Below are 23,084 nucleotides of genomic sequence, written 5' to 3'. Positions count from 1 at the left end.
GGGTTCATTCGGATATCCCCGCCAATTCATCAATCATCCCCACCATGCGACCCAGCTCCGGCTTGGTGATGGTGTCATTTGCACCCAGCTGCAGCGCTTTGGCACGGTTGTCTTCGCTCATGATCGACGAGAACATGACGATCGGCATCTGTTCAAACATCGGGTTTTCACGCAGCCGTTTTAGCAGGTGCATACCGTCCATGCGCGGCATCTCAACGTCAGTCACGATGGCGTTGACGTAGGCGCTGACTGGCTGTTTTTCGGCAAGAGCGTGCTGCTCGATATCGCTCAGCATATCCAGCGCATCACCACCGTCTTTGGCGGTAATGACGTGATAACCAGCGGTACTCAAGGTGTTTTCAATCAGTTTGCGAATGAACGCCGAGTCATCCACAACCAGCACGGTCTTGGCGTCACGTTTGGCCATCATGCGGTCACTGAGCACCACACGACGATCCTGGGTGACGTCGTATTTTTCCATGCTCAGTTCGGGGTTGATGGTGGCAATGATCCGTTCAAAATCGAGGATCATGATGAGGTTGCCGTCGCGACGAACCACGGCCACAACGCAATCATTTTCGCCGGCTTCGAGGAATTGGCTCGGCGACTCCACATCTTCCCAAGAGACGCGGTGAATTCGACTGACGCTATCGACCAGAAAGCCGTTGGCCATGCGGTTAAAATCCGTGACGATGACCACCTTGCCGACAAGGTCAGAGCGGGTCTTTACCCGCAGCCAACCGGCCAGATCGACCAGCGGGATCAGACGGTCGCGCAGGGAGAATACCCCCACCATGTGCGGCTGTGCGTTGGGATAATCGGTGGTTTCCGGTACCCGAATCACTTCACGTACCTTGGCCACGTTAATGCCGTAATAGGCGACCTTCTCGCGCCCATCCGGCAGTTGCTTGTGCAAGTGGAACTCGATGATTTCGAGTTCATTGGTACCACTCTCTGTCAGAATCGCGCTGCGCGATCCTCCCCCGACTCCACTCATGTCTACTCCCTCAACACCTTGGCGGCTTCGCTCCCGGGCACTGGTCTCAGTATAGGAGCTTGTTAAACGTGATTATCGACCGATTCTGACAATCGGCCAGTTTAAGGCCGGCAAGTTGTGAATCAGATCTTAAAAAATACTTATTTAACAATATGATAGGTAATTATAATTTTTCTGCTGTGCACCCTGAATAAAGAGCGACCAAATCCCGTAATTGCTTGATAAGTGTGGCCCTTCCCCCCAAGCGAAGAGGGTGGGCCAGCTTTTCCCAAGGTTGGTATTGCCATATGGCACCTATCAGGAGTTGCTGGTGGAGTGCGGGCCAGCGGGAGATCTGGTCTGTGCAGGTGAGCAACCAATGCTGCAGTGTTCCCTGGCATAGTTCAAACGGGCGCTGATGACAGGCAAAGCCACGCAGGTCTTGCCACTGCCACGTTGTCAGTGGAGCAATGCCGTGTGGCGGCGGCAAACAGAGCGCCAACGCGCCCGCAGGGAGCTGGCGCAGCTCCCCGGCTAGCAGGCTCGGCAAGGTCATCAGAAAGCGCCGTTGCCACTGCTCCAGTTCATCAGTGGAGGAAGGTGAGAGCGCTTTGAGCATCAATACCGAGTGACTGCCGCTGGCGGCATCGCGCTGTAAGCCGATCCGCAGGGCATGAAAACCGGCATGACGCCAAAAGGGGATTAACTCTTCACCTGCCGAAAAGGCGGTGCCCAGGTAATCGAACCCGTTGTCGCGATAGTGCTGCTCAAGGTGTGTGATGAGCTGGTGGCCCAATCCTTGGCGATGCAGGGTCGGATGAATGGCGATACGCATCACCCGGGCATAGCGGCGCTCCCCAGCCGTGATAAGGCCAGCGTGAGCGAGCAGTGATTGCGGCAGTAACTGCCCACGTGGACGGCGTCGCCCTTGCCAGATGGCCTGTGCCATTTCCGGGTCGATGGGCCCTTCGTGCAGCACCAGTGCCACGCCGAGTAAGTCAGAACCGGATTCGAGCAGATGGATATCCAGATCCGGGCTTTCCAGCAGGCTGCGCAGATCGCTCGGGCGAGTCTGATAGTGAGCCAGCACGAGCAGGCCAAACAGTCGCATCAGCAGGGCTTCATCATCAGCCACACAGTCGGCGCTGACCATGCGCCAGGTTATCTGCGTGGGCTGCTCCGGTTCATCAGCCGCGGCGGCCAGTGCCAGCATGCGATTGATCAGCGCTTCCAGTGGATCACGCTGACTCCAGCGAATGGGTGTCTCCAGCCGCAGGCTCTGCCAGCCGGGACAGCGCCGATCGAGGTGGCGTTTAAAGCGCAGATGAAAACCGCGCCCGGTCCCCTCATAGCCATGCTCGGTGGTGGCAAAGACCATGCGGTGATAATGGGCCAGCAATCCTTCCAGCAGCGGTGTCGGGATCGCGGCAGCTTCATCGACCAGCAACAGATCTAACTCGGGTTGTTCATCCAGCAGCCGGTCCGGGCTGAAATAGTGCAGGGGGGCATGCGGGCCGGCGTGTGCAAACAGGGGATCCACGCAGCTTCTGGCCGGCGCGGTCACGCCGATGCGCAGTGATGGCGTCTTGGTCAGCAGTGTCGCCACCGCCAGTCCAAGCACACTGCTTTTGCCACGACCGCGGTCGGCAGTGATCACCAGCGGCCGCTTGCGATGGCCTTCCAATACGCGGGTAATGGCGGCAATCGCCTGCTGCTGGTCTGGGGTGTGGGGATGTGTGGAGTCAATCGGTTGCCAGACGACGTCTGCTGTTTGTGTGGGTAGTTGCAGCGCAGGGTCGTCTTGCAGCAGACGCACCAGCCGGCGCAAAAAACCGTGCCCGCAGCGCCCGGCCTGGGTGGGTTCGCTGACCAGACGCTGCCGGTCAGGATCGGCAAACTCAGGCCATTGGCTCCGTGGCGGGGTAAGTAGCAGCAGCAGGCCGCCAGCGCGCAAGGTGCCGCTGACTGCGCCAAAGGCATCGGCATGGAAACCGCTGAAGGCATTGAAGACCAGCGTGTCGCACTCCTGCCCAAGGCGTTGTAATCCCTTGGCTGCAGGTTGTGGCTGCTGCTCTGGGGGGCCATCACCGAGCCATAGGCATACCCCATCCAGCCAGTTTAACGCCTGCTCGATGCACTCAGTTTCGCTGCCCTCTAGCCAGATCAGTCGGCGCTCACCGGCGGCTTTAAGCTGCTGCCTGAGCGTCATCGCCGCACGTCGAACATCTGATCGCCCATCTGATCGATAAAGGTTTGGGCTTTGCGCAACATGAAATCACGGGCGTCATCGGGATTGACGAACAGATCGGAGCGGATAAAGCGGTGCTCTTTGAGCTCACCGTCGATGTCACGGGTGATACGACCGGCCAGACGGTACTGACCGCCTTCTGCCTGCGGCTCGGGATAGATGAGATAGCCCTGGTATTCGGTCGGGGTGACCTGGGGGGCGGGTTGGCTTTCGGATGCGCCACCAAACAGGGCGCCAAACAGTTTCTTAAGCATGCTGAACCTCCGGTTTGTCAGCATGTTACCAAGCAACCGGAGGCGGGCAAGACTCTTTGTTCTGAAGGGAAGGAAAGTCGCGCTTAAGCTTGTCTGGTCTTAGTAAAGACTGACTTCGCTGTGATAGAGCATCCACTCCTCTTCAACCCTGCCATCGGGCAAGTGGCAGTAACCGGTCGTCCCGCCCGCTTCATTGCGCAGTTCGAGTTTGCCGCCTTGCCTGATGCAATATTCAGAGGCCGGGTTAGCTATCTGCTTGGAGTGAGGGGCCGGCGGCGTCGCGCTGCAGCCGGAGAGTGACAGTAAGGAACAAGTAGCGAGAAGAAGTAATGTTTTGGGCATGATGACGCCGTTGCGTGCGAAGCGATATCACCCACCCTAGGTGGGGTAATCGACAAACACAATGGGACCACTTGGTCGCAGGGTCATAACACGCTTGGAACCCTGTCACATCCGACAGGAATTGTCTGTTTTAAGAAACCGTAAGTGTTTAGTTAATTAGAAATAAATCATAGTTTTACGTAAATTTGCGTCAGCCTGTGTCGTGATCTGGAGCGACGAGTCACCTGCCCATTTCGGCGGATTTGTATAGTGACCAGGAAGTTATCTTCCATCTTTGGAGACCACTATGCGTCGTGTGCTTTCTCTCTCTCTGTTGCTGGCGTTTAGCGCAGCACCGGCTATGGCATCGGATACCCTCGGGACCGTGCTGGGCGGTGGTGCCGGTGGCGCGGCAGGGGCCGTGATTGGCAAGCAGTTTGGCGGCGATACCGGAGCCCTTATCGGTGCTGCGCTCGGTGGCGCAGCGGGTGGCACTGTCGGTGCCAAGAAGGGTAACAAGAATGAAGCAGCCATCGGCGGTGCTATTGGTGCTGTCAGTGGTGCTGCGCTTGGCAAGAGCATGGGTGGCTCGACCGGTCAGTTGATCGGTGCGGGACTGGGTGGGGCGGCCGGATCGACCATCGGTGCTCACAATGGCGATGCCGACAAGCCAAAAGCCTCCCACTATGATGACCACCCTGACTTTGCCTACTTTCACAAGAAGCACGGTCATGGTCACGGTCACCACTGGCGCGACTGACCTGTACAACACAAAGGGCCCGTCGGGCCCTTTGTGTTTATGAGATTTAGCTTCGCAGCCACTGGCGGATGCGGTTGGCATCCCCGACCGGGGTACGTTTCCCCTGGGCGTTGAGCAGGATGATGGCCAGTTCGCGGTTGTCCGGTTTGGCCCGCATCACCAGGCAACGGCCAGCTTCGTCGGTATAGCCGGTCTTCGAGAGATGCACATCCCAGTCGGAGTTCTTCACCAGAGGGTTGGTGTTGTTGAACATCAGGGTATAGGCCGGCGAGTTGAAACGCATCTCGCGGCTGGTGTCCTGAGTGAACTGGCGGATCAGCGGCTGACGATAGGCGGCTGCAACCAGCTTGGAGAGATCCCGCGCCGTCGAGACGTTGCGAGTGGTCAGCCCGGTTGAATCATAGAAGCGGCTGCTACGCATGCCAAGCTGACGAGCCTTGTTGTTCATGGCTCGAATAAATGCGGGTTTGCCACCCGGATAATGGCGCGCCAGTGCCGAAGCCATCCGGTTTTCCGACGACATCAGCGCCAGGTGCAGGGCATCACGGCGGGTGACCTTGGTTCCCATGCGAATGCGTGAGTGGGTTCCTTTGAGAAGATCGCGATCGCTCTCGTCCACCGTAATCACATCATTGAGGTTTTGCTTGGCATCGAGCACCACCAAGGCTGTCATCAGCTTGGTGAGTGAGGCTATCGGGCGCACCTGATTAGGATTTTTCTGGTACAGGGTTTGGCCCGAATTGACGTCCAGCACCAGTGCGCTGGAAGACATGACCTGCAGGGCGGGTTTGGCCGCAACGGCCGGAGCAATGAAAAGTGAACCTGCCAGCATGCCCAGCAGACCCAAGGCTCGAAGAGAGAACCCCATACAACGACTCCATTCACAACGAAGACCCATACCTGTTGGTATGGCAAATAAAGGCGCTAGATTCACTCATTTTTGACAGTGGAAAACAAGAGAGCCGGCTTATTTTAATTAAATGCCGGCTCTACAGGGTTATTTATTGCGCGATGCTACGCGCCGTTTGCGGATTTGGCGCCAGATAATGGCCCCCAGACCCAGCGCCAGCAGCACCAGCGGCAGATAGAGAATAAAACTGAGGAACTGGTTCTGGTAGGTTTCGGCCAACTTGGTGTGGCTGATGTAATAACCGAAAAAGACCAGCGGCGTGCACCACATCATGGCACTGATCAGGTTGATGATAAGAAAGCGCCCCTGCGGAATTTCGGCTGCGCCCACGATGCACGGATAGACGGTGCGTACAAACGCGATATAGCGCGCGGTGATCAGGGTCAGAATGCCGTACTTGTTGAGCAAGTAGTAAGCCTTCTCCTGATGCGCCTTGTCGATGTGAGATAGCAGGCGATGGTAGAGCTCGGTGTGACCAAAGAATCGCCCCTGCATATAGCCAAGCCAGGTGCCGAAAAACGAGCAGGCAATCAGCATCGGCAGGACAGCCCACGAGACCACATCCTGATAAATCAGCACGCCGGTGAGCACCAGCAAGCTGTCGCCTGGCAGGAAGGCCGTCGGCAGAAAACCATTTTCCAGAATCATGAACAAGGCCAGCATGAAGCAGAGCATGGTTGACAGTTTCGGATCGGACAGGGCGACCAGATCCAGATTCATAAAGGCGTGAGCCAAGTGGTAAAACTGCTCCAGCATTACAAGCTCCGCTTAATTATTCAGACCTGGGTGAGGCCAGCACTTTGTCGATGCGCAGGCCATCCATGTCGACGATTTCCAGCTGCCACTGCTCAAGCACCAGCAGGTCGCCAGTTGCCGGGATACGGCCGAGCAGGAACATGATAAGACCACTGAGAGTATGATAGTGGTGCTTGTCCTCTTCCGGCAGGCGGGAAAGAGACAGACAATCTTTCAGCTCGGGGAGCGGGATCAGGCCATCGAGCAGCAGGCTGCCGTCGGCACGTGTCACCACCCAGTTTTCATCCGAGGCATCATCCAGAAAATCACCGGCTAGCGCTTCGAGCAGATCGCGCTGGGTAACCAATCCTTGCAGCTCACCATATTCGTCCACCACCAGTGCCAGCGGCTCGGAGTGGGTGCGAAAATGGTTCAGCAGCTCCAGTCCGTTCAGGGTTTCCGGCAGCAGAGAGCCGCTTTGCACCATGGCGCGCAGGTCCGGCTCGCGGCCCGCGACCAGTGCATCAAGGACACGGGGCGCGTGCAGGATCCCGATCACGTTCGAGAGGGAACCTTCGCAGACCGGGTAATAGCTGTGCTGGTGCTGGGCCATCCGTTTGAGGTTCTCCTCTTGCGGCAGCTCCAGATCCACATAGTGCATGTCGCTGCGCGGCACCATCAGGGAGGCCAGTGTACGCTCATCAAGACGAAAGACGTTGCGCAGCATCACGTGTTCCTGATCCTCAATCACGCCGGCTTCAGAGCCCTCGACCAGCATGGCGTGGATCTCCTCTTCGGTGACGTTGTTGCTGCCATCCTGACGAATGCGCAGCAGGCGCAGCGTTGCGTTGGTTGACGAGGAGAGCAACCAGACAAACGGGCGGGTCAGCATAGCTAAGCCCAGCATCGGGCGTGCAACCAGACAGGCGATGCGCTCGGCACTGATCTGGCCAAGTCGCTTGGGCACCAGCTCACCGATGACGATGGAGAGATAGGTCACCGCCACCACCACTGTGATGGTGGAGACCAGCGAACTGACACGCTCGCCCATGCCCCACTCTTGCAGCCAGAGGGCAAACGGTTGGGCCAGCACGGCTTCGCCATAAATACCGTTCAGCAGTCCGATGCTGGTAATCCCGATCTGGACCGCAGAGAGAAAGTTGGTGGGATCTTCCGCCAGCCGCATGGCGATAGCCGCGCCACGACTTCCCTCATCAGCCAGGCGGCTGAGGCGGGCTTTTCGGGCGGTCACGATAGCGATTTCAGACATGGCGAAGATGCCGTTGAGCAGAATCAATCCAATAAGGATCAACAATTCCATATAGGTGTGCAGGTTCCTGAAAGACAAAGCTCTGGCATTCTAATGAATTTGGCGCCGTTGTGCTTGCAAAACCTGCGTCTGTGGCGCAATCGGGCGATAACGCCGGATAAGGGACACAAAAAAGTAAAAACCCCCTGCAAAGAGGGGGTTTTATTCATTTAAAGTTCAGCTTACAGGGCCGCGATTTGCGCTTGCTGGGCTTCAAGCTTGCTCAATTGAAGCTTGTAGTCAGCCAGCTTCTCGCGCTCCTTAACAATCACCGCTTCCGGCGCCTTGGCTACGAAGCCTTCGTTGCCGAGTTTGCCTTCGATGCGGCCGCACTCACCGGCCAGCTTGGCGATCTCTTTGGCCAGACGTGCCAGCTCGGCATCCTTGTCGATAAGGCCGGCCATCGGGATCATCAGCTCGGTGTCACCGACCAACTTCTTGACCGACAACGGGGCGTCTTCACCGGCAGCCAGAACGCGGATTGAGGCGAGCTTGGCCAGGGTCTTGAGGAAGGTCTCGTTGTCGGCAGCGCGCTTGGCATCCACCTCGTTGCATGCCAGCAGCACCTCAAGCGGTACGCTCGGCGCTACGTTCATCTCGGCGCGGATATTACGGATACCGACGATGAACTCCTTGATCCACTCACTGTCAGCCAGTGCGGTCTCGTCTACCTTATCCTGCTCGAACGCCGGGAACGGCTGCAGCATGATGGTATCGGCAGTGATGCCGGCCAGCGGAGCCACCGACTTCCAGATGGTCTCGGTGATAAACGGGATCAGCGGATGAGCCAGACGCAGCAGGGTCTCCAGCACGCTCACCAGGGTGTGGCGGGTGGCACGTTGCTCGGCGGCAGTACCGTTCCACAGTACCGGCTTGGTCAGCTCCAGATACCAGTCACAGAACTGGTTCCAGATGAACTCATAGAGCACACCAGCGGCGATATCGAAGCGATAGCCATCCAGTGCGGAGCGGAAATCACGGATAGCCAGTTGCAGCTGGGACTGGATCCAGCGATCCGCCAGGCTGTAATCGGCGGCGGCAGTCGGGCTGCAATCCTGCTCTTCCGTGTTCATCAGCACATAACGGCTGGCATTCCACAGCTTGTTGCAGAAGTTGCGGTAGCCATCGAGGCGCTTCATGTCCCAGTTGATGTCGCGACCGGTCGAAGCCAGCGCGGCCAGAGTGAAACGCAGGGCATCGGTGCCGTGGGCTTCGATCCCTTCCGGGAACTGCTTGGCGGTACGCTTGCCAATCTTCTCGGCCAGTTGCGGCTGCATCATGTTGCCGGTGCGCTTCTCGAGCAGCGCTTCCAGACTGATGCCATCGATCATGTCGAGCGGATCGAGCACGTTGCCCTTGGACTTGGACATCTTCTGACCCTCTTCATCGCGGATCAGGCCGGTGATGTAGACGGTCTTGAACGGCACTTGCGGCTGGCCGTTGTCATCCTTGATGAAGTACATGGTCATCATGATCATCCGGGCGATCCAGAAGAAGATGATGTCAAAGCCGCTCATCAGCACGTCAGTCGGGTGGAAGGTCTTGAGTGCGTCGGTGTTTTCCGGCCAGCCCAAGGTGGAGAAGGTCCACAGGGCGGAGCTGAACCAGGTATCGAGCACGTCGTCGTCCTGACGCAGTACGGTCACGGCCGGAATGCTGTGCTTGGCACGAACTTCGTCTTCACTGCGGCCAACATAGACATTGCCCGCTTCGTCATACCAGGCCGGGATGCGGTGACCCCACCAGAGTTGACGGGAGACACACCAATCCTGAATGTCGCGCATCCAGGAGAAGTACATGTTTTCGTACTGCTTGGGCACAAACTGGATACGGCCATCTTCCACCGCTTCGATGGCAGTTTTAGCCAGCGGCGCAACACGTACATACCATTGGTCGGTCAGCATCGGCTCGATGGGGACGCCACCACGGTCACCGTACGGCTGTTGCAGGATGTGATCCTTGATGGAGTCGAGCAGACCCATCTCTTCCAGCTTGGCCACGATGGCCTTACGAGCCGCAAAGCGCTCGAGACCGGCAAACTCGGCCGGCAGGGTCGCGTCATAAGCGGTCGATACATTGCCTTCGCTGTCAAACACTTCGGCCACGGCGCGCACATGGGCGTCGAGGGTGAAGATGTTGATCATCGGCAGGCTGTGGCGCTTGCCGACCTGGTTATCGTTAAAGTCGTGGGCCGGGGTGATCTTCACGCAGCCGGTGCCCTTCTCCATGTCGGCGTGTTCGTCGGCGACGATGGGGATGAGGCGGTTGACCAGCGGCAGCACAATGTGTTGGCCGATCAATGCCTTGTAGCGCGGATCTTCCGGGTTAACCGCCACGGCGGTGTCACCGAGCATGGTTTCCGGACGGGTGGTGGCAACGATCAGGTAATCCTGCCCTTCAGCGGTTTTGGCGCCATTGGCCAGCGGATAGCGCAGGTGCCACATGTGGCCCTTCACTTCCTTGTTTTCCACTTCCAGATCGGAGATGGCGGTACCGAGCTTGGGATCCCAGTTCACCAGACGCTTGCCGCGGTACATCAGGCCATCGTCATAGAGACGGACAAACACTTCTTGTACCGCCTTGGAGAGGCCCGGATCCATGGTGAAACGCTCGCGATCCCAGTCTACCGAGTCACCGAGACGACGCATCTGACGGGTGATGGTGCCGCCGGACTCTTCCTTCCACTGCCAAATCTTGTCGATGAACGCCTCACGACCGTAGTCGTGACGGGTCTTGTTCTCTTCGGCGGCGATCTTGCGTTCGACCACCATCTGGGTGGCGATACCGGCGTGGTCGGTACCCGCTTGCCACAGGGTATTTTTACCCAGCATGCGGTTGTAACGAATCAGAGTATCCATCAGGGTCTGCTGGAAGGCGTGACCCATGTGCAGGCTGCCGGTGACGTTGGGCGGCGGAATCATGATACAGAACGATTCTTTGCTGGTGTCGCCGTGCGGCTTGAAGTAACCCTGGGATTCCCAGTGCTGGTAGAGCGCCTGTTCGATGGCGTTATGGTTGAAGGTCTTTTCCATGGTATCGCTGTTTTCCGAAGAATCTCAAAGGGGGTGCAATCAGGGTGCAGTGGCCGGGGTGGCGGGCGGCGGCTCGAGCGTGTCGAGCTGGTGCCCTGCCAGGCGGTAAGCCTTGTAGCGCTCGCGGGCCAGTTGCTTGTCGCGCTCATCAGTGGGGACAAAATCTACCACTTGAGCGAACTCTCCTGCAAACAAAGGTGCGTCATCGGCCAGGTTGATAAGGCGGGCATAACGCCGGCGCGGTGGCTGCCAGCCTATCTCGACTGGTGCCTGACCGGCTTCGCCCTGCAGCTGGTGCGGCACAAAGCGCTCTGGCGGCAGCTGCCACAGCAGCTCATCGAGCTGGTGCGCCTGCGCTTCATTCTGGCACAGGCAGAACAGATGACCGCTTTGCCATAGCTCGGCAGCCAGCTGGCAGACCAGCGTTTCGCGCTGGTTATCCGTCATCAGGTAGAAGGTGATCTGACTCATGGATCTCCTCGTGGCTTAAACGCGGCCTCTGGTTAAAACAACAAGGAAGAGGCGAGCCTCTTCCTTGGTTAAGCGGGGAATCGTGAGATCCCTTAATCCTTGACCTCGATATCCACTCCGGCCCGGTTCAGCAGGAACTGGGTCAGCAGTGGCACCGGACGGCCGGTTGCGCCTTTATCCTTGCCACTCTTCCAGGCGGTCCCGGCGATATCCAGGTGGGCCCAGTTGTACTTCTTGGCAAAGCGCGACAGGAACGCAGCGGCAGTAATGGTCCCGGCCGGACGACCACCAATGTTGGCCATGTCGGCGAACGGGCTATCGAGCTGCTCCTGATATTCATCAAACAGGGGCAGACGCCAGGCGCGGTCACCGGCTTGCTCGGAGGCGCCGACCAGCTCGGAGGCGAGCGGGTTGTGGTTGGCCAACAGACCGGTGGTGTGGTGGCCCAGCGCGATGACGCAGGCACCGGTGAGGGTCGCCACGTCAATCACGCTGTCCGGGTCATAACGATCCACATAGGTCAGGGCATCGCACAGCACCAGACGGCCTTCGGCATCGGTGTTGAGCACTTCGATGGTCTGGCCGGACATGGAGGTGAGGATGTCGCCGGGGCGATAGGCGTTGCCACCCGGCATATTCTCACAGCCTGCCAGCACGCCAATGACGTTGAGCGGCAGTTGCAGCTCGGCCAGCGCATGCAGGGTACCGAGCACCGCAGCGGCGCCACCCATGTCGTACTTCATCTCGTCCATCCCGTCGGATGGCTTGATGGAGATACCGCCGGAGTCGAAGGTCAATCCCTTGCCAATCAGCACGACCGGCTTGGCATCCGGATGTCCCTTGTACTCGACCACCGCCATCATGGCTTCATTTTCCGAGCCACGGGCGACCGCCAGATAGGAGTTCATGCCGAGTTCTGCCATCTCCTGCTCACCGATCACCTTGGTGGTGATGTTGGGATAAGCATCCGCCAGGCGGCGAGCCTGGGAGGCGAGATAAGCCGGATTGCAGACGTTGGGCGGCATGTTGGCCACGTCACGGCACACCTTGGTGCCCAGGGCGACGGCCAGACCGTGGGTGATGGCTTTTTCGCCAATGGTCAGTTCACGTCGCGTCGGGACGTTGAACACCAGCTTGCGCAGCGGACGACGCGGCTCCGCCTTGTTGGTCTTGAACTGGTCAAAGGTATAGAGACTGGCCTTGGTCGCTTCGATCGCCTGGCGAACCTTCCAGTAAGTATCGCGTCCCTTGACGTGCAGCTCGGTCAGGAAGCAGACCGCTTCCATCGAACCGGTTTCGTTCAGGGTGGTGATGGTTTTGCTGATGATCTGCTTGTATTGGCGCTCATCGAGCTCACGCTCTTTACCGCAACCAACCAGCAGGACGCGCTCGCTCAGGACACCGGGTACCTGATGCAGCAGCAGCATCTGCCCCGGTTTGCCTTCCAGATCACCCCGGCGCAGCAGCGAGCTGATGTAGCCATCGCTGATCTTGTCCAGTTGCTCGGCGACCGGTGAGAGGCGACGAGGTTCGAAGACGCCCACCACAACGCAGGCACTGCGCTGTTTCTCGGGACTGCCACTTTTAACACTGAACTCCATGCAATCTCCTAGATCTAAAGACAAGGGGCGCCGTTTCATGAATAATGAGGCGCTCTTGGGGTCGACCTGATGGCGCCAAGCCCCTGGCACCGCGTCTAAATAGGAAAAATCTAAACTAGAGTCCTATTTTTCAGGCATTCGACCAAAAACACAAGTTTACGTGGGAATGACTGTGATCGTTTTCCGATATTTATTCAAAGAAACCCTGAAAACCCAGCTGGCGGTGCTGTTTGTGCTGTTGCTGATTTTTGTCAGTCAACAATTCATCAAAATCATCTCCGATGCCGCGCAGGGTGATGTGCCGACCACGCTGGTCACCACCTTGCTGTGGTTGAACTTGCCCAATATGGCGCTGCTGATGCTGCCGATCAGCCTGTTTCTGGCCATTTTGTTCACCCACGGCCGGCTCTATGCGGAAAGCGAGATGACCGTAATGCATGCGGTCGGCTTCGGACCCCGTCTGGTGATGGGTTCGGCCATGTTGCTGGCGTTGCTGACAGCAGGCGTCGCGGTGGTGAACACTCTGTGGGTGGCGCCAGAGGCCAAGGAGCGGGAATATCAGGTGATGGATCAGTTCAAAGCCGACCCCGGTATTGCCCTGCTGCAGGAAGGACGTTTTATGGAGCTGGATAAGGGCCGCACCGTGGCTTACATCCAGGAGCTGAGCAACCGCAGCACCGATCTCAAGAAGATCTTTATAGTGCAGCAGGCAGAAAATGGTAAGCCGCCGTCACTGGTGGTGTCCGATACCGGCAAGGTCAGCATCGATAAGGATGGTTTGCAGTGGCTCACCCTCAATGACGGCACCCGTTATGAGGGGCAGTTTACCGGCAAGGCGTTTCGCATCTCTGATTTCAGCAGTTACGGGGTGGTGATCCAGCAGCGCAATCTGGAAGAGTCCAAGCGCAAGTCTACCGCCAAGCCGACCAGCGAACTGCTGCAACGTGGCTTGAGCAAGGATCTGATGGCGGAATTGCAGTGGCGGATTTCGTTGCCGCTCTCGATTCCGGTGCTGACCTATCTGGTGGTACCGTTGGCACGGGTTAACCCGCGTCAGGGACGCTATGCCAAGTTGCTGCCGGCGATCCTGCTCTACCTCTCCTATTTCCTGTTGCTCAGCGCCGGTCGCTCGGCCATCGCCAGCGGTGCGCTGCCATATTGGCCGGGTATGTTACTGATCCCGCTCGGTTATCTGCTGCTTATCGGGCTACCGCTCAACCTGCAGGATACCGCTTGGTGGAACCGAACCCGACGCACATTGCGTAAGCCAGCCAAGGCCTGATGACTCCGGAGATTTTGCATGTTTGGCATTCTTGACAGATACATTGGCCGGATCATCTTCATGTCGATCCTGCTTTCCGAGCTGACACTGGTAGGGCTGGCTGGCCTTATCAAGTTTGTCGAGCAGCTCAAGTCGGTGGGCGATGGTGATTACACCATGATGAAAGCCTTCTTCTACGTGCTGCTGTCGATGCCCAAAGAGGCAGTGTTGTTCTTCCCGCTGGCGGCACTGCTTGGTGGTCTGATCGGTCTGGGGCAGCTGGCCTCCAGCTCCGAGCTGGTGGTGATGCAGGCCTCTGGCCGCTCCAAGCTCAGCATCGTGCTGGCTGCGCTGAAAACCGCCATCCCGCTGATGATCGTCTTTACCATGATGGGTGAATACGTGGCGCCGATCGCCAAGCGCACGGCGGAAGATATTCGTGCCGGTGCCATGTCGGAAGGGCGTTTGACCCTGATGGCGTATGGGGTGTGGGCCCGTGATGGCAGTGATTACGTCAATATCGGCGGCGTGCGCAGTGATGGCAACCTGACCGGCATCACCCTTTACCGTTTCAATGACCAGCGCAAGCTCGACGAGGTGGTGATCGCACAAGAGGCCCAATTTCAGGATCATCACTGGCAGCTCAAGTCAGTCGTGACCACCCATTTCTCCGACCCCAACCGCATCACCCAGGATCGCAGCGCCACGGCGCAGTGGAAATCCGAGCTGACGCCCAAGGAGCTTGGCGTGGTGAGTATCGACCCGGAAAACCTGTCGGTAAGCGGGCTGTTTGATTACATCGGTTATCTCAAGGCCAACGAGCAGGATGCCGGTCGCTATCTGCTCGAAATGTGGCGCAAAGTGCTGTCGCCGCTGACGGTGGTGGCGATGGTGCTGCTTGCTTCATCGTTTATCTTCGGACCGCTGCGCTCGGTCAGTATGGGCGCGCGTATGCTGATGGGCATCATCACCGGTTTTCTGGTCTATGTCAGTGACCGTCTGTTTGGCCCCATCAGCCTGGTTTATTCGGTGCCGCCGATTATCGGTGCCGTTGCCCCAAGCCTGCTGTTTGGCGGTGGGGCGCTCTATATCCTCAGTCGTAAACGCTAGACACAGAACGGGGCGCCTTGGCGCCCCGTTGCTTATTACTTGTTAAGCTGTTCGAGATTCTCTTCCTTCGTCAGCACCACCATCTCGCATTCGGCCCAGATATCCTGAAAGGACTTGTCGCTAAATAGCACCATCAGGGTGCCAAGGCCAAAGGCTGACGTTGCCATACGAATCAGGGCCTGGGTCAGCGTAATGTTGCTGCCATCTTTGTTTTGCACCCGCAGTCGCCAGGCGCGCATGCCGATGGTTTGGCCGGCCCGAACCCAGAACCAAGCGTAAAACCCGATGATGATCGCTGCCAGCCAGGCGGTATACAGCAGGCTGTGGCTCAGAAGGTCAGCCATATCCTTGCCCTCTTCGAGTTGGGTGAGCCCCAGCGCCAGCAGCAGATAGGCCACGCCCAGACCGATAAATCCGCCGATGATCAGCAGTGACAAGACAATCAGTGCGTCATAGACCCAGGAGCCCAACCGCCGGAAAAAACCGGCACTGGGATGAGTCGGTTTTACCTGCGCCGGCGCACTTTGGCGGGGAGGTGAAGATTTGCGTTTGGCCATGATAATCCTTCCTTGAGCGATGGCGGGCATTGTAGGGAGTGGGAAGCAGGTCGGCAAGGTGTTGAATAAATGGACAAACAACCACACTTAGCGGAAATATTGCTTGCTTGGCGATCACCCATTCGTATAATCGCACGCACTGCCCGGGTGGCGAAATCGGTAGACGCAGCGGATTCAAAATCCGCCGGGTAAAACCGTGTCGGTTCGAGTCCGACCCCGGGCACCACTTAGAATTCAATGACTTAAGGCCACCCAAGCGGGTGGCCTTAAGTTTTTCTAAGCCTAGATATCTTCAAATCAGTTGCTTACCGGCTTAGGTTGGTGCCTTCTCCACCCCATCATTTTGGCTTGATTGTAGGGGCTGGGTGACTCAATGCGTCCTGCACCGTTCTTTCAAGAGATTTCCCTTTCATTTTGTCCACTCGCTTGAACCGATAACGGTTCTTCCTCTTTACTGCAGCTGCACACTCTTGGTGCGTGACCAGAACGGTGCACAGACCCCGAGCATCACATCCCACATTGGCGCATGTCGCGCACACTAATGGTGCAATTTATCGCTAATACCCCTCTTAGATCATGATTCCACGGGATATTTTCTAGTTGGAACGGTTTCTGCAATAACCCTGTCAGTGCGATATCTGAATCCGGTATCGACTCCGAAATAGTTAAGGAACTGATTCCGGCGTCAAGCTGGTAAAACATGGAAGGAGAGGTTTATGCGGAAAACCATCACTGTATCCGGTCTGCTAGGGATGCTGGCACTCCCGGCCTGGGCAGAGGAAGCTGCTGCACAGGTTCAGGCGGCAGCAGCACCGGTTATCAATAAGGGTGACAACGGCTGGATCATGGTGGCCGCTGTGCTGGTCATCCTGATGTCTATCCCGGGCATTGCACTGTTCTACGGTGGCTTGGTGCGCACCAAGAACATGCTCAGTATTCTGATGCAGACCTTGAGCCTCTTCTGTCTGGTGACCGTACTGTGGGTTGTCTACGGTTACTCGCTGGCGTTTACCGAAGGTAACAGCATGTTCGGCTCGTTTAGCAAGATTCTGCTAAGCGGCGTGACTCCTGACTCCATCGCGGCCACTTTCAGCAAGGGCGTGGGGATCACTGAATTTGTCTATGTGGTGTTCCAGGGCGCGTTTGCCGCCATCACCTGCTGCCTGGTGGTGGGGTCGTTTGCCGAGCGGATGAAGTTCTCTGCCGTCGTGCTGTTCACCATCCTGTGGTTCACCTTCGCCTATGTGCCGATGGCGCACATGGTGTGGTACTGGGCCGGTCCGGATGCCTATACCAGTGCCGAGGCCGCTGACGCAGCCAACGCCACTGCCGGCTTCTTGTTCCAGCACGGCGCGCTCGACTTTGCCGGTGGTACCGTTGTGCACATCAACGCCGCCGTTGCCGGTCTGGTGGGTGCCTTTATGGTGGGCAAGCGTATCGGTTACGGCCGCGACCTGATGGCGCCGCACAGCCTGACCATGACCATGATCGGTGCCTCCCTGCTGTGGGTGGGTTGGTTCGGTTTCAACGCCGGCTCTGCGCTGGAAGCTAACGGCTCTGCCGCGCTGGCACTGGTTAACACCTGGGCTGCTCCGGCTGCTGCCACCCTCTCCTGGACTGCTGCCGAGTGGGCTATGAAGGGTCGTCCCTCCCTGCTGGGTGCGGCATCCGGTGCGGTAGCGGGTCTGGTTGTGATTACTCCGGCTGCCGGTTTTGTCGGTGTCGGCGGTGGTTTGGTGATGGGCCTTATCAGCGGTGTCGCCGGTCTGTGGGGCGTACATGGCCTCAAGCGTCTGCTCGGTGCTGATGACAGCCTGGACGTATTCGGTGTGCACGGCGTGTGCGGTATCCTCGGCGCCCTGCTGACCGGTGTGTTTGCCAGCCCGGATCTCGGTGGTACCGGTGTGTGGGATTATGTGGCCAACCAGGTTGCTGACGGTTACTCCATCGCGGCTCAGGTCAAGGTGCAAGCCATCGGCGTGCTGGTCACCATCGTATGGTCCGGTATCGTGGCTGCCATCGCCTACAAGCTGGTGGGCATGGTAGTGGGCGGCCTGCGCGTCAAAGACGACGAAGAGCGCGAAGGTCTGGACCTCACCACTCACGGCGAAAAAGCCTACAATCTGTAATCGTCCGCTGCGGGTGGATGATAGTGATGACCGCCGGCAGATTGCCGGCGGTTTTTTGTACCTGCAATTTGCCCCGCTCTCCGCTACACTCTGCCCCCCGTCAAAATCCGCCTGTTTTTGGAGTGAGTCATGCCTGTTGCCGGAGCCTTGTGCCATCTCAAGATCCTCGAATTAACCGACAAAGGAGATGGTGTCGGCCGCATCGACGGGATTCCTCTCTACGTGGAAGGAGCGTTGCCCGGCGAAGAGATTGAAGCCGAGCTGACGCTAGTTAAACCCAACTACCTGCATGGCCGTTTGCAACGGGTGCTTGAGCCCTCGGAACACCGGGTTGCTGATTTTTGCGCCCACACCGACTGTGGTGGCTGCCAGGTGCGCACGCTCGCCTATCCGGCCCAGCTGGAGTACAAGCATCAACTGGTGGTCAAGGCGCTGCACCAACAGGGTTTGCAGGCTGAGGTGTTGCCGGTGCTGGGAATGGAGCACCCTTTTGCATGGCGCAACAAGGCTCAATTTGCGGTGCGCCCCACTGGCAATGGGCCAGCCATCGGTTTTTATCGCAAGCACTCTCACGAGTTGGTGGCTTGCGATGACTGCGCAGTGCAAGACCCCTTCCATGAGACCCTGCTGGCCCGCTTGCGCCAGTGGATCGCCAGTGAGGGGGTGAGCGCCTATGACGAGACCCAGCACAGCGGTGAGCTGCGCCATGTGATGACCCGTAAAGGCTTTGCGACCGGCGAGTGGATGCTGGTGCTGGTGACCCGCAGTGAGACACTGCCGGGGGAGGCCGCGCTGCTGGCGCTGCTGGCCGATCTGCCGCTGACGACCGTCGTGCACAATATTCACCCCGAGCCCGGTAACCGGGTTCTGGGTGCAACCAACCGGGTATTGTGCGGGGACGGAGTGATTACCGACCGTCTGCACGATCTCGAATTTGTTATCTCGCCGCTGTCGTTTTATCAGGTCAACCCGCGTCAGACCGATGTGCTGTATGGCAAGGCGCTGGAATTTGCCGGCCTGACCGGTGATGAGACCGTGTTTGATCTCTATTGCGGCATTGGCACCATCTCGCTGTTTTTGGCGCAGCAGGCCGCCCGGGTAGTTGGCATTGAGCTGGTGGCAGAAGCGATTGCCGATGCCAGACGCAATGCCGAGCGCAACGATATTCACAACGTCGAGTTCCATATCGGGCAGGCGGAGGTAGTGGTTCCCGAGCTGTATGCTGCTGGTGAACGCGCCGATGTGGTGGTGGTGGACCCGCCGCGCAAGGGATGTGATGCGGCGCTGCTGCGCACACTGGTGGAGATGGCGCCACAGCGTCTGGTCTATGTGTCGTGCAACCCGCAGACGCTGGCTCGCGATCTGGCCTGGCTCTGCCAACACGGATTTGCACTGGATGGGGTGCAGCCGGTCGATATGTTCCCGCATACCCTCCATGTGGAGGTGGTGGCTCGCCTGCGCCGCGCTTGAGGCAGGCCGCGCAACATGTCACAGTGAGCCAGCCCGCGGATGGGGCCAGGCGAGCCGCATATCGCTGCTGGCGGGCCACCACCGTGTCTGTCAGGGAGGATAGTATGCACGTCTGTGCTGCCTTGGGCTGGATTGCCAACCGTTGCTGCGCCGCGCGCCCCATCCTCTTCTCTTTGTGGGCAACGGGTGTCTGATGTTACTGACCGATACCCATTGCCACCTCGATTTTCCCGATTTTGATGCTGACCGTGCGGCGGTGCTCGCTGCCGCACGGGCGCGTTCGGTTGGCCGCTTTATCATTCCCGCCGTGGGCGAGCAGAACTGGTCGCAGGTGATGGCGCTGACCAATCCGGCTGCCGGTCTTTATGGCGCCCTCGGTATTCATCCGCTTTATGCTGCCAGCCAGTCTCCTGGTGCTGTCGAGCGCTTGGCTGACCTGTTGGCAACACGCCCTGAGGGTGTGATTGCCATCGGGGAGTGCGGGCTGGATCGGCGCAGTAGCGTCAAGCAGACCGGGCAGCTGGCGCTCTTTGAAGCGCAGCTTGAGCTGGCTGAACAGTGCTGCCTGCCACTGCTTGTTCACAGCGTGCGTGCCAATGACACGGTCGCCAGCTTGCTCAAACGCAGGCGTTTACCGGCTGGCGGCATCATCCACGCCTTTTCCGGCTCGTTGGTACAGGCCGAGCGCTTCTGGGCCTTGGGATTTTGCCTTGGTATCGGCGGCACCATCACCTATGAGCGCGCCAACAAGACCCGCGAGGCGGTGGCGGCCATGCCCTGGGCATCGCTGTTGCTGGAAACTGACGCACCGGATATGCCGCTCTCGGGTCATCAGGGGGAGCGCAATACGCCCGCGCACCTGCCCGAGGTGCTGAGTACGCTAGCCGAACTCAAAGGAGTCACCGCGCAGCAAGCGGCTGAGCAGCTTGCCCAAAACAGCGTTCGACTGTTTCCGCAAATGGCGGCCGAAGGGAGCGGACGGGGCAGTAATTAAAAATCGTTTTCGGTCTAAAAAAACAGATTTGGTTTGTAAATTCGGCCCTTTGCTGGCGGTGTCGGCTTGCACTGGGCGCGGCTCGTATCTGTATAATGCGCCGCCTTGTCTGATGAGTTTGTCGTCACGAACTGTCAGCGGGTGAAAGGTGTTACTGGAGGAAAATAAAAAAATGAACCTAATAATGGGGCTGGTAGGGATGGTGACGCTCATCCTTATCGCGGTGCTTTTTTCAAGCAACCGCAGAGCCATCAAGGTGCGCACGGTTGCCGGCGCATTTGCCATCCAGGCCGGTTTGGGCGCGTTTGTGCTCTATGTACCGGTTGGCAAAGATATTCTGGTGAACGTATCGAGTGCGGTCTCCAGTGTGATTGACTATGGCCAGAAGGGGATTGAGTTCCTGTTTGGCGGTCTGGTCAGCGGCAAAATGTTTGAGGTGTTTGGCGGTGGTGGTTTCATCTTCGCTTTCCGGGTACTGCCGGTCATCATCTTCTTCTCCTCGCTGATTGCGGTGCTTTATTACCTCGGCGTGATGCAGTGGGTCATCAAGCTGCTGGGCGGTGGGCTACAGAAGGTGCTGGGCACCTCCCGTACCGAGTCCTTGTCGGCCACGGCCAACATCTTTGTGGGTCAGACTGAGGCACCCTTGGTGGTGCGTCCGTACATCGCCAAGATGACCGACTCCGAGCTGTTTGCCGTCATGTGTGGCGGTCTGGCATCGGTCGCCGGTTCGGTATTGGCCGGTTACGCTGCCATGGGCGTCAAGATGGAGTACCTGATTGCAGCCTCCTTCATGGCGGCGCCGGGGGGGCTGCTGTTCGCCAAGTTGCTGGTTCCGGAGACGCAGAACCCCAACTATGGCGATGATGACGATGATGCCGAGATGGATGACAAGCCGGCCAACGTGATTGACGCTGCGGCTGCCGGTGCTTCTGCCGGTCTGCAACTGGCGCTGAACGTGGGTGCCATGCTGCTGGCCTTCATCGGCTTGATTGCCATGTTTAATGGCCTGCTGGCGGGTGTCGGTGGCTGGTTCGGTATGCCTGAGCTGTCGCTTGAGCTGATCCTGGGCTGGGTCTTCTCGCCGCTGGCGTTCCTGCTGGGCGTACCCTGGAGTGAAGCCACCGTGGCGGGCTCGTTCATCGGTCAGAAGCTGGTCGTTAACGAGTTTGTGGCGTACCTCAACTTTGCACCCTATATCAGTGGTGACAAGCTGATTAACGGTGTGGCCATGTCCGAGCACACCAAGGCGATCATTTCGTTCGCCCTGTGTGGATTTGCCAACCTGTCGTCGGTGGCGATCCTGCTCGGTGGTCTGGGCTCCATGGCGCCCAACCGTCGTAGTGATATTGCCCGTTTCGGCCTCAAGGCCGTACTGGCCGGCTCGCTCTCTAACCTGATGTCGGCAACCTTGGCCGGCTTCTTCCTGGCGCTCTCTGGTATGTAACACCAGTTCGCCACAGCGAGTCAGAGACCCCGAACGCCACAGCATTTGCTGTGGCGTTCGCATATGCGGCGCAGACAACCGTTTTCCTAATAAAAATATAACGATACTAGACAATCGGAGGTTTTATGAACGAAGTAGTACTGGCGGTGATGGCCGGATTTATTGTCGGCATCCTGTTCTCATTTTTGAAGTTGCCGATCCCGGCGCCCCCTGTGTTGTCGGGCGTGATGGGTATCGTGGGTGTGTATCTGGGCGGTATGGCCTACAGCTGGGTGCTGGCCCGCTTTTTCTCCTGATGTTCAGGCGAAGCTGGTGTGTGAGGCGGCTCGGAAAAGCGCGCTTGCCAGCTTGCAAAGCGGGGTCATCTCGGCTCAAATAGGCACTGGTCAGCAGGGTGCTGACAGTGACTAATACCCGCAATGAGTGCGGGTGTTGGCGGTCAAATGGAATTGATTGAGGTCCGGGATCGGTATGGTCTCCGTCTCAAGTCTTCATGGAACCAAGTCCGCACTTTTGTAAAAAAGTGACAGGGCTCTTGCCTAATTTGCAGTCGGATTGCCTGTGCAGTTTGCTGTAAGTGTTCAATACATGGCCTGTATATGGGGTGCCAGGGTGTCCCGTTTCCGGCTGTGGAAGACTCAAGACATTGGAGAATGACATGACTGATCTGAAGATCGCGGCACAACGTGCCCTCAACCTGATGGACCTCACCACTCTCAATGATGACGACACCGATCAGAAGGTGATCGACCTGTGCCGTAAGGCCAAGTCGCCGGCCGGTCTGACCGCCGCTGTCTGTATTTACCCCCGCTTTATCCCGGTTGCCCGCAAGACCCTGCGCGAGATTGGCGCAGCCGACGTGCGCATCGCCACCGTCACCAACTTCCCGCACGGTAACGACGACATCGAGATCGCCGTGGCCGAAACCCGCGCTGCCGTCGCCTACGGTGCCGATGAAGTGGACGTGGTGTTCCCCTATCGCGCCTTTATGGCTGGCAACGAGCAGGTCGGCTTCGATCTGGTCAAGGCATGCAAGGCGGCTTGCGGTGACAAGGTGCTGCTCAAGGTGATCATCGAAACCGGTGAGCTGAAAGAAGAGGCGCTGATCCGCCGCGCTTCCGAAATCGCCATCGATGCTGGTGCCGACTTCATCAAGACCTCTACCGGCAAGGTGCCGGTCAATGCCACCCCGGAATCTGCCCGCATCATGATGGAAGTGATCAAGGCGAAAAATCCGAGCGTAGGCTTCAAGCCGGCCGGTGGCGTGAAAAACGCCGAACAGGCCGCGCAATATCTCGATATGGCAGCAACGATTCTCGGTAAGGAGTGGGTCTCTGCCCGTACCTTCCGCTTCGGCGCCTCCAGCCTGCTGGCCAGCTTGCTGGCCACTCTGGGACACGGTGACAAGCCCGCTGATTCCAGCGGCTACTGATATGTGACCGGGACACGGGGCATGCCCCGTGTCCACCCCATTGATTGGCAGGCCTGCCCCCGGGCAG

Annotated in this window: 20 protein-coding genes and 1 tRNA gene; 10 read left to right on the top strand and 11 right to left on the bottom strand. The window is 58.3% G+C overall.

The annotated features are described in order from the left end of the window. Window positions 1–4 precede the first annotated feature (4 nt). The 4 genes from BW958_RS17455 to BW958_RS17440 all read right to left on the bottom strand — a co-directional run bounded on the left by BW958_RS17455 (window position 5) and on the right by BW958_RS17440 (window position 3,820). Complete coding sequence (locus BW958_RS17455; protein WP_076577186.1) at window positions 5–997, bottom strand: chemotaxis protein; 993 nt, start codon at window positions 995–997, stop codon at window positions 5–7. A gap of 163 nt (window positions 998–1,160) precedes the next feature. After that, on the bottom strand, window positions 1,161–3,185 hold the full coding sequence (locus BW958_RS17450; RefSeq protein ID WP_076577185.1) for a tRNA(Met) cytidine acetyltransferase TmcA: 2,025 nt from the start codon (window positions 3,183–3,185) through the stop codon (window positions 1,161–1,163). After that, window positions 3,182–3,478 carry an HlyU family transcriptional regulator gene (locus tag BW958_RS17445; RefSeq protein ID WP_076577184.1) on the bottom strand — a complete coding sequence of 99 codons (297 nt, stop codon included), beginning with the start codon at window positions 3,476–3,478 and terminating at the stop codon, window positions 3,182–3,184. Before BW958_RS17445 ends, BW958_RS17450 begins: the two co-directional genes overlap by 4 nt. A gap of 99 nt (window positions 3,479–3,577) precedes the next feature. After that, window positions 3,578–3,820 (bottom strand): putative hemolysin, encoded by a 243-nt coding sequence (locus BW958_RS17440; protein ID WP_076577183.1) that lies wholly within the window; start codon window positions 3,818–3,820, stop codon window positions 3,578–3,580. A gap of 274 nt (window positions 3,821–4,094) precedes the next feature. On the opposite strand from BW958_RS17440, the gene BW958_RS17435 reads away from it, so the two are divergent. Next, complete coding sequence (locus BW958_RS17435; protein WP_076577182.1) at window positions 4,095–4,559, top strand: glycine zipper domain-containing protein; 465 nt, start codon at window positions 4,095–4,097, stop codon at window positions 4,557–4,559. Between the two features lie 46 nt (window positions 4,560–4,605). Here BW958_RS17435 and pbpG read toward each other — a convergent pair whose 3' ends face one another. The 6 genes from pbpG to pepA form a co-directional block, all read right to left on the bottom strand. Then, window positions 4,606–5,391, bottom strand: coding sequence for a D-alanyl-D-alanine endopeptidase (pbpG, locus tag BW958_RS17430; RefSeq protein ID WP_372630041.1), 786 nt, complete (start codon window positions 5,389–5,391; stop codon window positions 4,606–4,608). A 165-nt stretch (window positions 5,392–5,556) separates the two neighbouring features. Next, window positions 5,557–6,222 carry a DedA family protein gene (locus BW958_RS17425; RefSeq protein ID WP_076577255.1) on the bottom strand — a complete coding sequence of 222 codons (666 nt, stop codon included), beginning with the start codon at window positions 6,220–6,222 and terminating at the stop codon, window positions 5,557–5,559. A gap of 19 nt (window positions 6,223–6,241) precedes the next feature. Further along, window positions 6,242–7,525, bottom strand: a complete 1,284-nt coding sequence (locus BW958_RS17420; protein WP_076577180.1) for a hemolysin family protein — start codon at window positions 7,523–7,525, stop codon at window positions 6,242–6,244. 170 nt (window positions 7,526–7,695) lie between these two features. Next, window positions 7,696–10,545: a valine--tRNA ligase gene (locus BW958_RS17415; protein WP_076577179.1), complete on the bottom strand. Its 2,850-nt coding sequence runs from the start codon at window positions 10,543–10,545 to the stop codon at window positions 7,696–7,698. Between the two features lie 39 nt (window positions 10,546–10,584). Further along, complete coding sequence (locus BW958_RS17410) at window positions 10,585–11,016, bottom strand: DNA polymerase III subunit chi (protein ID WP_076577178.1); 432 nt, start codon at window positions 11,014–11,016, stop codon at window positions 10,585–10,587. Window positions 11,017–11,108: 92 nt separating this feature from the next. Continuing rightward, window positions 11,109–12,617: a leucyl aminopeptidase gene (pepA, locus tag BW958_RS17405; RefSeq protein WP_076577177.1), complete on the bottom strand. Its 1,509-nt coding sequence runs from the start codon at window positions 12,615–12,617 to the stop codon at window positions 11,109–11,111. Between the two features lie 166 nt (window positions 12,618–12,783). Between pepA and lptF the strand changes: the two genes are divergently transcribed. Continuing rightward, window positions 12,784–13,899, top strand: coding sequence for an LPS export ABC transporter permease LptF (gene lptF, locus BW958_RS17400; protein WP_076577176.1), 1,116 nt, complete (start codon window positions 12,784–12,786; stop codon window positions 13,897–13,899). Window positions 13,900–13,917: 18 nt separating this feature from the next. After that, the gene (gene lptG, locus BW958_RS17395) at window positions 13,918–14,988 is read left to right on the top strand and encodes an LPS export ABC transporter permease LptG (protein ID WP_076577175.1); all 1,071 of its coding nucleotides are present in this window, start codon (window positions 13,918–13,920) and stop codon (window positions 14,986–14,988) included. Between the two features lie 35 nt (window positions 14,989–15,023). Here the strand turns inward: lptG and BW958_RS17390 are convergent, their stop codons facing one another. Then, window positions 15,024–15,545: an RDD family protein gene (locus tag BW958_RS17390; RefSeq protein WP_076577174.1), complete on the bottom strand. Its 522-nt coding sequence runs from the start codon at window positions 15,543–15,545 to the stop codon at window positions 15,024–15,026. Window positions 15,546–15,686: 141 nt separating this feature from the next. Here BW958_RS17390 and BW958_RS17385 point away from each other — a divergent pair. The 7 genes from BW958_RS17385 (at window position 15,687) to deoC (ending at window position 23,017) form a co-directional block, all read left to right on the top strand. Beyond that, window positions 15,687–15,771, top strand: a tRNA-Leu gene (locus BW958_RS17385). A 490-nt stretch (window positions 15,772–16,261) separates the two neighbouring features. Continuing rightward, entirely contained in the window at window positions 16,262–17,674 is a 1,413-nt protein-coding gene (gene amt / locus BW958_RS17380; RefSeq protein ID WP_076577173.1) for an ammonium transporter, read from the top strand. Window positions 17,675–17,803: 129 nt separating this feature from the next. Further along, the gene (gene rlmD / locus BW958_RS17375; RefSeq protein WP_076577172.1) at window positions 17,804–19,144 is read left to right on the top strand and encodes a 23S rRNA (uracil(1939)-C(5))-methyltransferase RlmD; all 1,341 of its coding nucleotides are present in this window, start codon (window positions 17,804–17,806) and stop codon (window positions 19,142–19,144) included. Between the two features lie 193 nt (window positions 19,145–19,337). After that, complete coding sequence (locus tag BW958_RS17370) at window positions 19,338–20,138, top strand: TatD family hydrolase (RefSeq protein ID WP_076577254.1); 801 nt, start codon at window positions 19,338–19,340, stop codon at window positions 20,136–20,138. A 172-nt stretch (window positions 20,139–20,310) separates the two neighbouring features. Next, on the top strand, window positions 20,311–21,585 hold the full coding sequence (locus tag BW958_RS17365; RefSeq protein WP_076577171.1) for a NupC/NupG family nucleoside CNT transporter: 1,275 nt from the start codon (window positions 20,311–20,313) through the stop codon (window positions 21,583–21,585). 125 nt (window positions 21,586–21,710) lie between these two features. Further along, the gene (locus tag BW958_RS17360; protein ID WP_076577170.1) at window positions 21,711–21,881 is read left to right on the top strand and encodes a XapX domain-containing protein; all 171 of its coding nucleotides are present in this window, start codon (window positions 21,711–21,713) and stop codon (window positions 21,879–21,881) included. Window positions 21,882–22,243: 362 nt separating this feature from the next. Then, entirely contained in the window at window positions 22,244–23,017 is a 774-nt protein-coding gene (deoC, locus tag BW958_RS17355; RefSeq protein WP_076577169.1) for a deoxyribose-phosphate aldolase, read from the top strand. The last annotated feature ends 67 nt before the right edge of the window (window positions 23,018–23,084 follow it).

The sequence above is a fragment of the Aeromonas sp. RU39B genome (genome assembly GCF_900156095.1).
Classification (GTDB): Bacteria; Pseudomonadota; Gammaproteobacteria; order Enterobacterales; family Aeromonadaceae; genus Aeromonas.
Note: the sequence above shows the minus strand (reverse complement) of the source record. Positions and strands in the feature narration are given on the sequence as shown.

What these genes read in the sequence shown, in the direction of transcription:
- amt (WP_076577173.1), top strand. Translation starts at nt 16,262, where the DNA reads ATGCGGAAAACCATCACTGTATCCGGTCTGCTAGGGATGCTGGCACTC.
- BW958_RS17455 (WP_076577186.1), bottom strand. Translation starts at nt 997, where the DNA reads ATGAGTGGAGTCGGGGGAGGATCGCGCAGCGCGATTCTGACAGAGAGT.
- deoC (WP_076577169.1), top strand. Translation starts at nt 22,244, where the DNA reads ATGACTGATCTGAAGATCGCGGCACAACGTGCCCTCAACCTGATGGAC.
- pbpG (WP_372630041.1), bottom strand. Translation starts at nt 5,391, where the DNA reads ATGCTGGCAGGTTCACTTTTCATTGCTCCGGCCGTTGCGGCCAAACCC.
- rlmD (WP_076577172.1), top strand. Translation starts at nt 17,804, where the DNA reads ATGCCTGTTGCCGGAGCCTTGTGCCATCTCAAGATCCTCGAATTAACC.
- BW958_RS17365 (WP_076577171.1), top strand. Translation starts at nt 20,311, where the DNA reads ATGAACCTAATAATGGGGCTGGTAGGGATGGTGACGCTCATCCTTATC.
- BW958_RS17445 (WP_076577184.1), bottom strand. Translation starts at nt 3,478, where the DNA reads ATGCTTAAGAAACTGTTTGGCGCCCTGTTTGGTGGCGCATCCGAAAGC.
- lptG (WP_076577175.1), top strand. Translation starts at nt 13,918, where the DNA reads ATGTTTGGCATTCTTGACAGATACATTGGCCGGATCATCTTCATGTCG.
- BW958_RS17390 (WP_076577174.1), bottom strand. Translation starts at nt 15,545, where the DNA reads ATGGCCAAACGCAAATCTTCACCTCCCCGCCAAAGTGCGCCGGCGCAG.
- BW958_RS17410 (WP_076577178.1), bottom strand. Translation starts at nt 11,016, where the DNA reads ATGAGTCAGATCACCTTCTACCTGATGACGGATAACCAGCGCGAAACG.
- lptF (WP_076577176.1), top strand. Translation starts at nt 12,784, where the DNA reads ATGACTGTGATCGTTTTCCGATATTTATTCAAAGAAACCCTGAAAACC.
- BW958_RS17420 (WP_076577180.1), bottom strand. Translation starts at nt 7,525, where the DNA reads ATGGAATTGTTGATCCTTATTGGATTGATTCTGCTCAACGGCATCTTC.
- BW958_RS17415 (WP_076577179.1), bottom strand. Translation starts at nt 10,545, where the DNA reads ATGGAAAAGACCTTCAACCATAACGCCATCGAACAGGCGCTCTACCAG.
- BW958_RS17450 (WP_076577185.1), bottom strand. Translation starts at nt 3,185, where the DNA reads ATGACGCTCAGGCAGCAGCTTAAAGCCGCCGGTGAGCGCCGACTGATC.
- BW958_RS17370 (WP_076577254.1), top strand. Translation starts at nt 19,338, where the DNA reads ATGTTACTGACCGATACCCATTGCCACCTCGATTTTCCCGATTTTGAT.
- BW958_RS17360 (WP_076577170.1), top strand. Translation starts at nt 21,711, where the DNA reads ATGAACGAAGTAGTACTGGCGGTGATGGCCGGATTTATTGTCGGCATC.
- BW958_RS17440 (WP_076577183.1), bottom strand. Translation starts at nt 3,820, where the DNA reads ATGCCCAAAACATTACTTCTTCTCGCTACTTGTTCCTTACTGTCACTC.
- pepA (WP_076577177.1), bottom strand. Translation starts at nt 12,617, where the DNA reads ATGGAGTTCAGTGTTAAAAGTGGCAGTCCCGAGAAACAGCGCAGTGCC.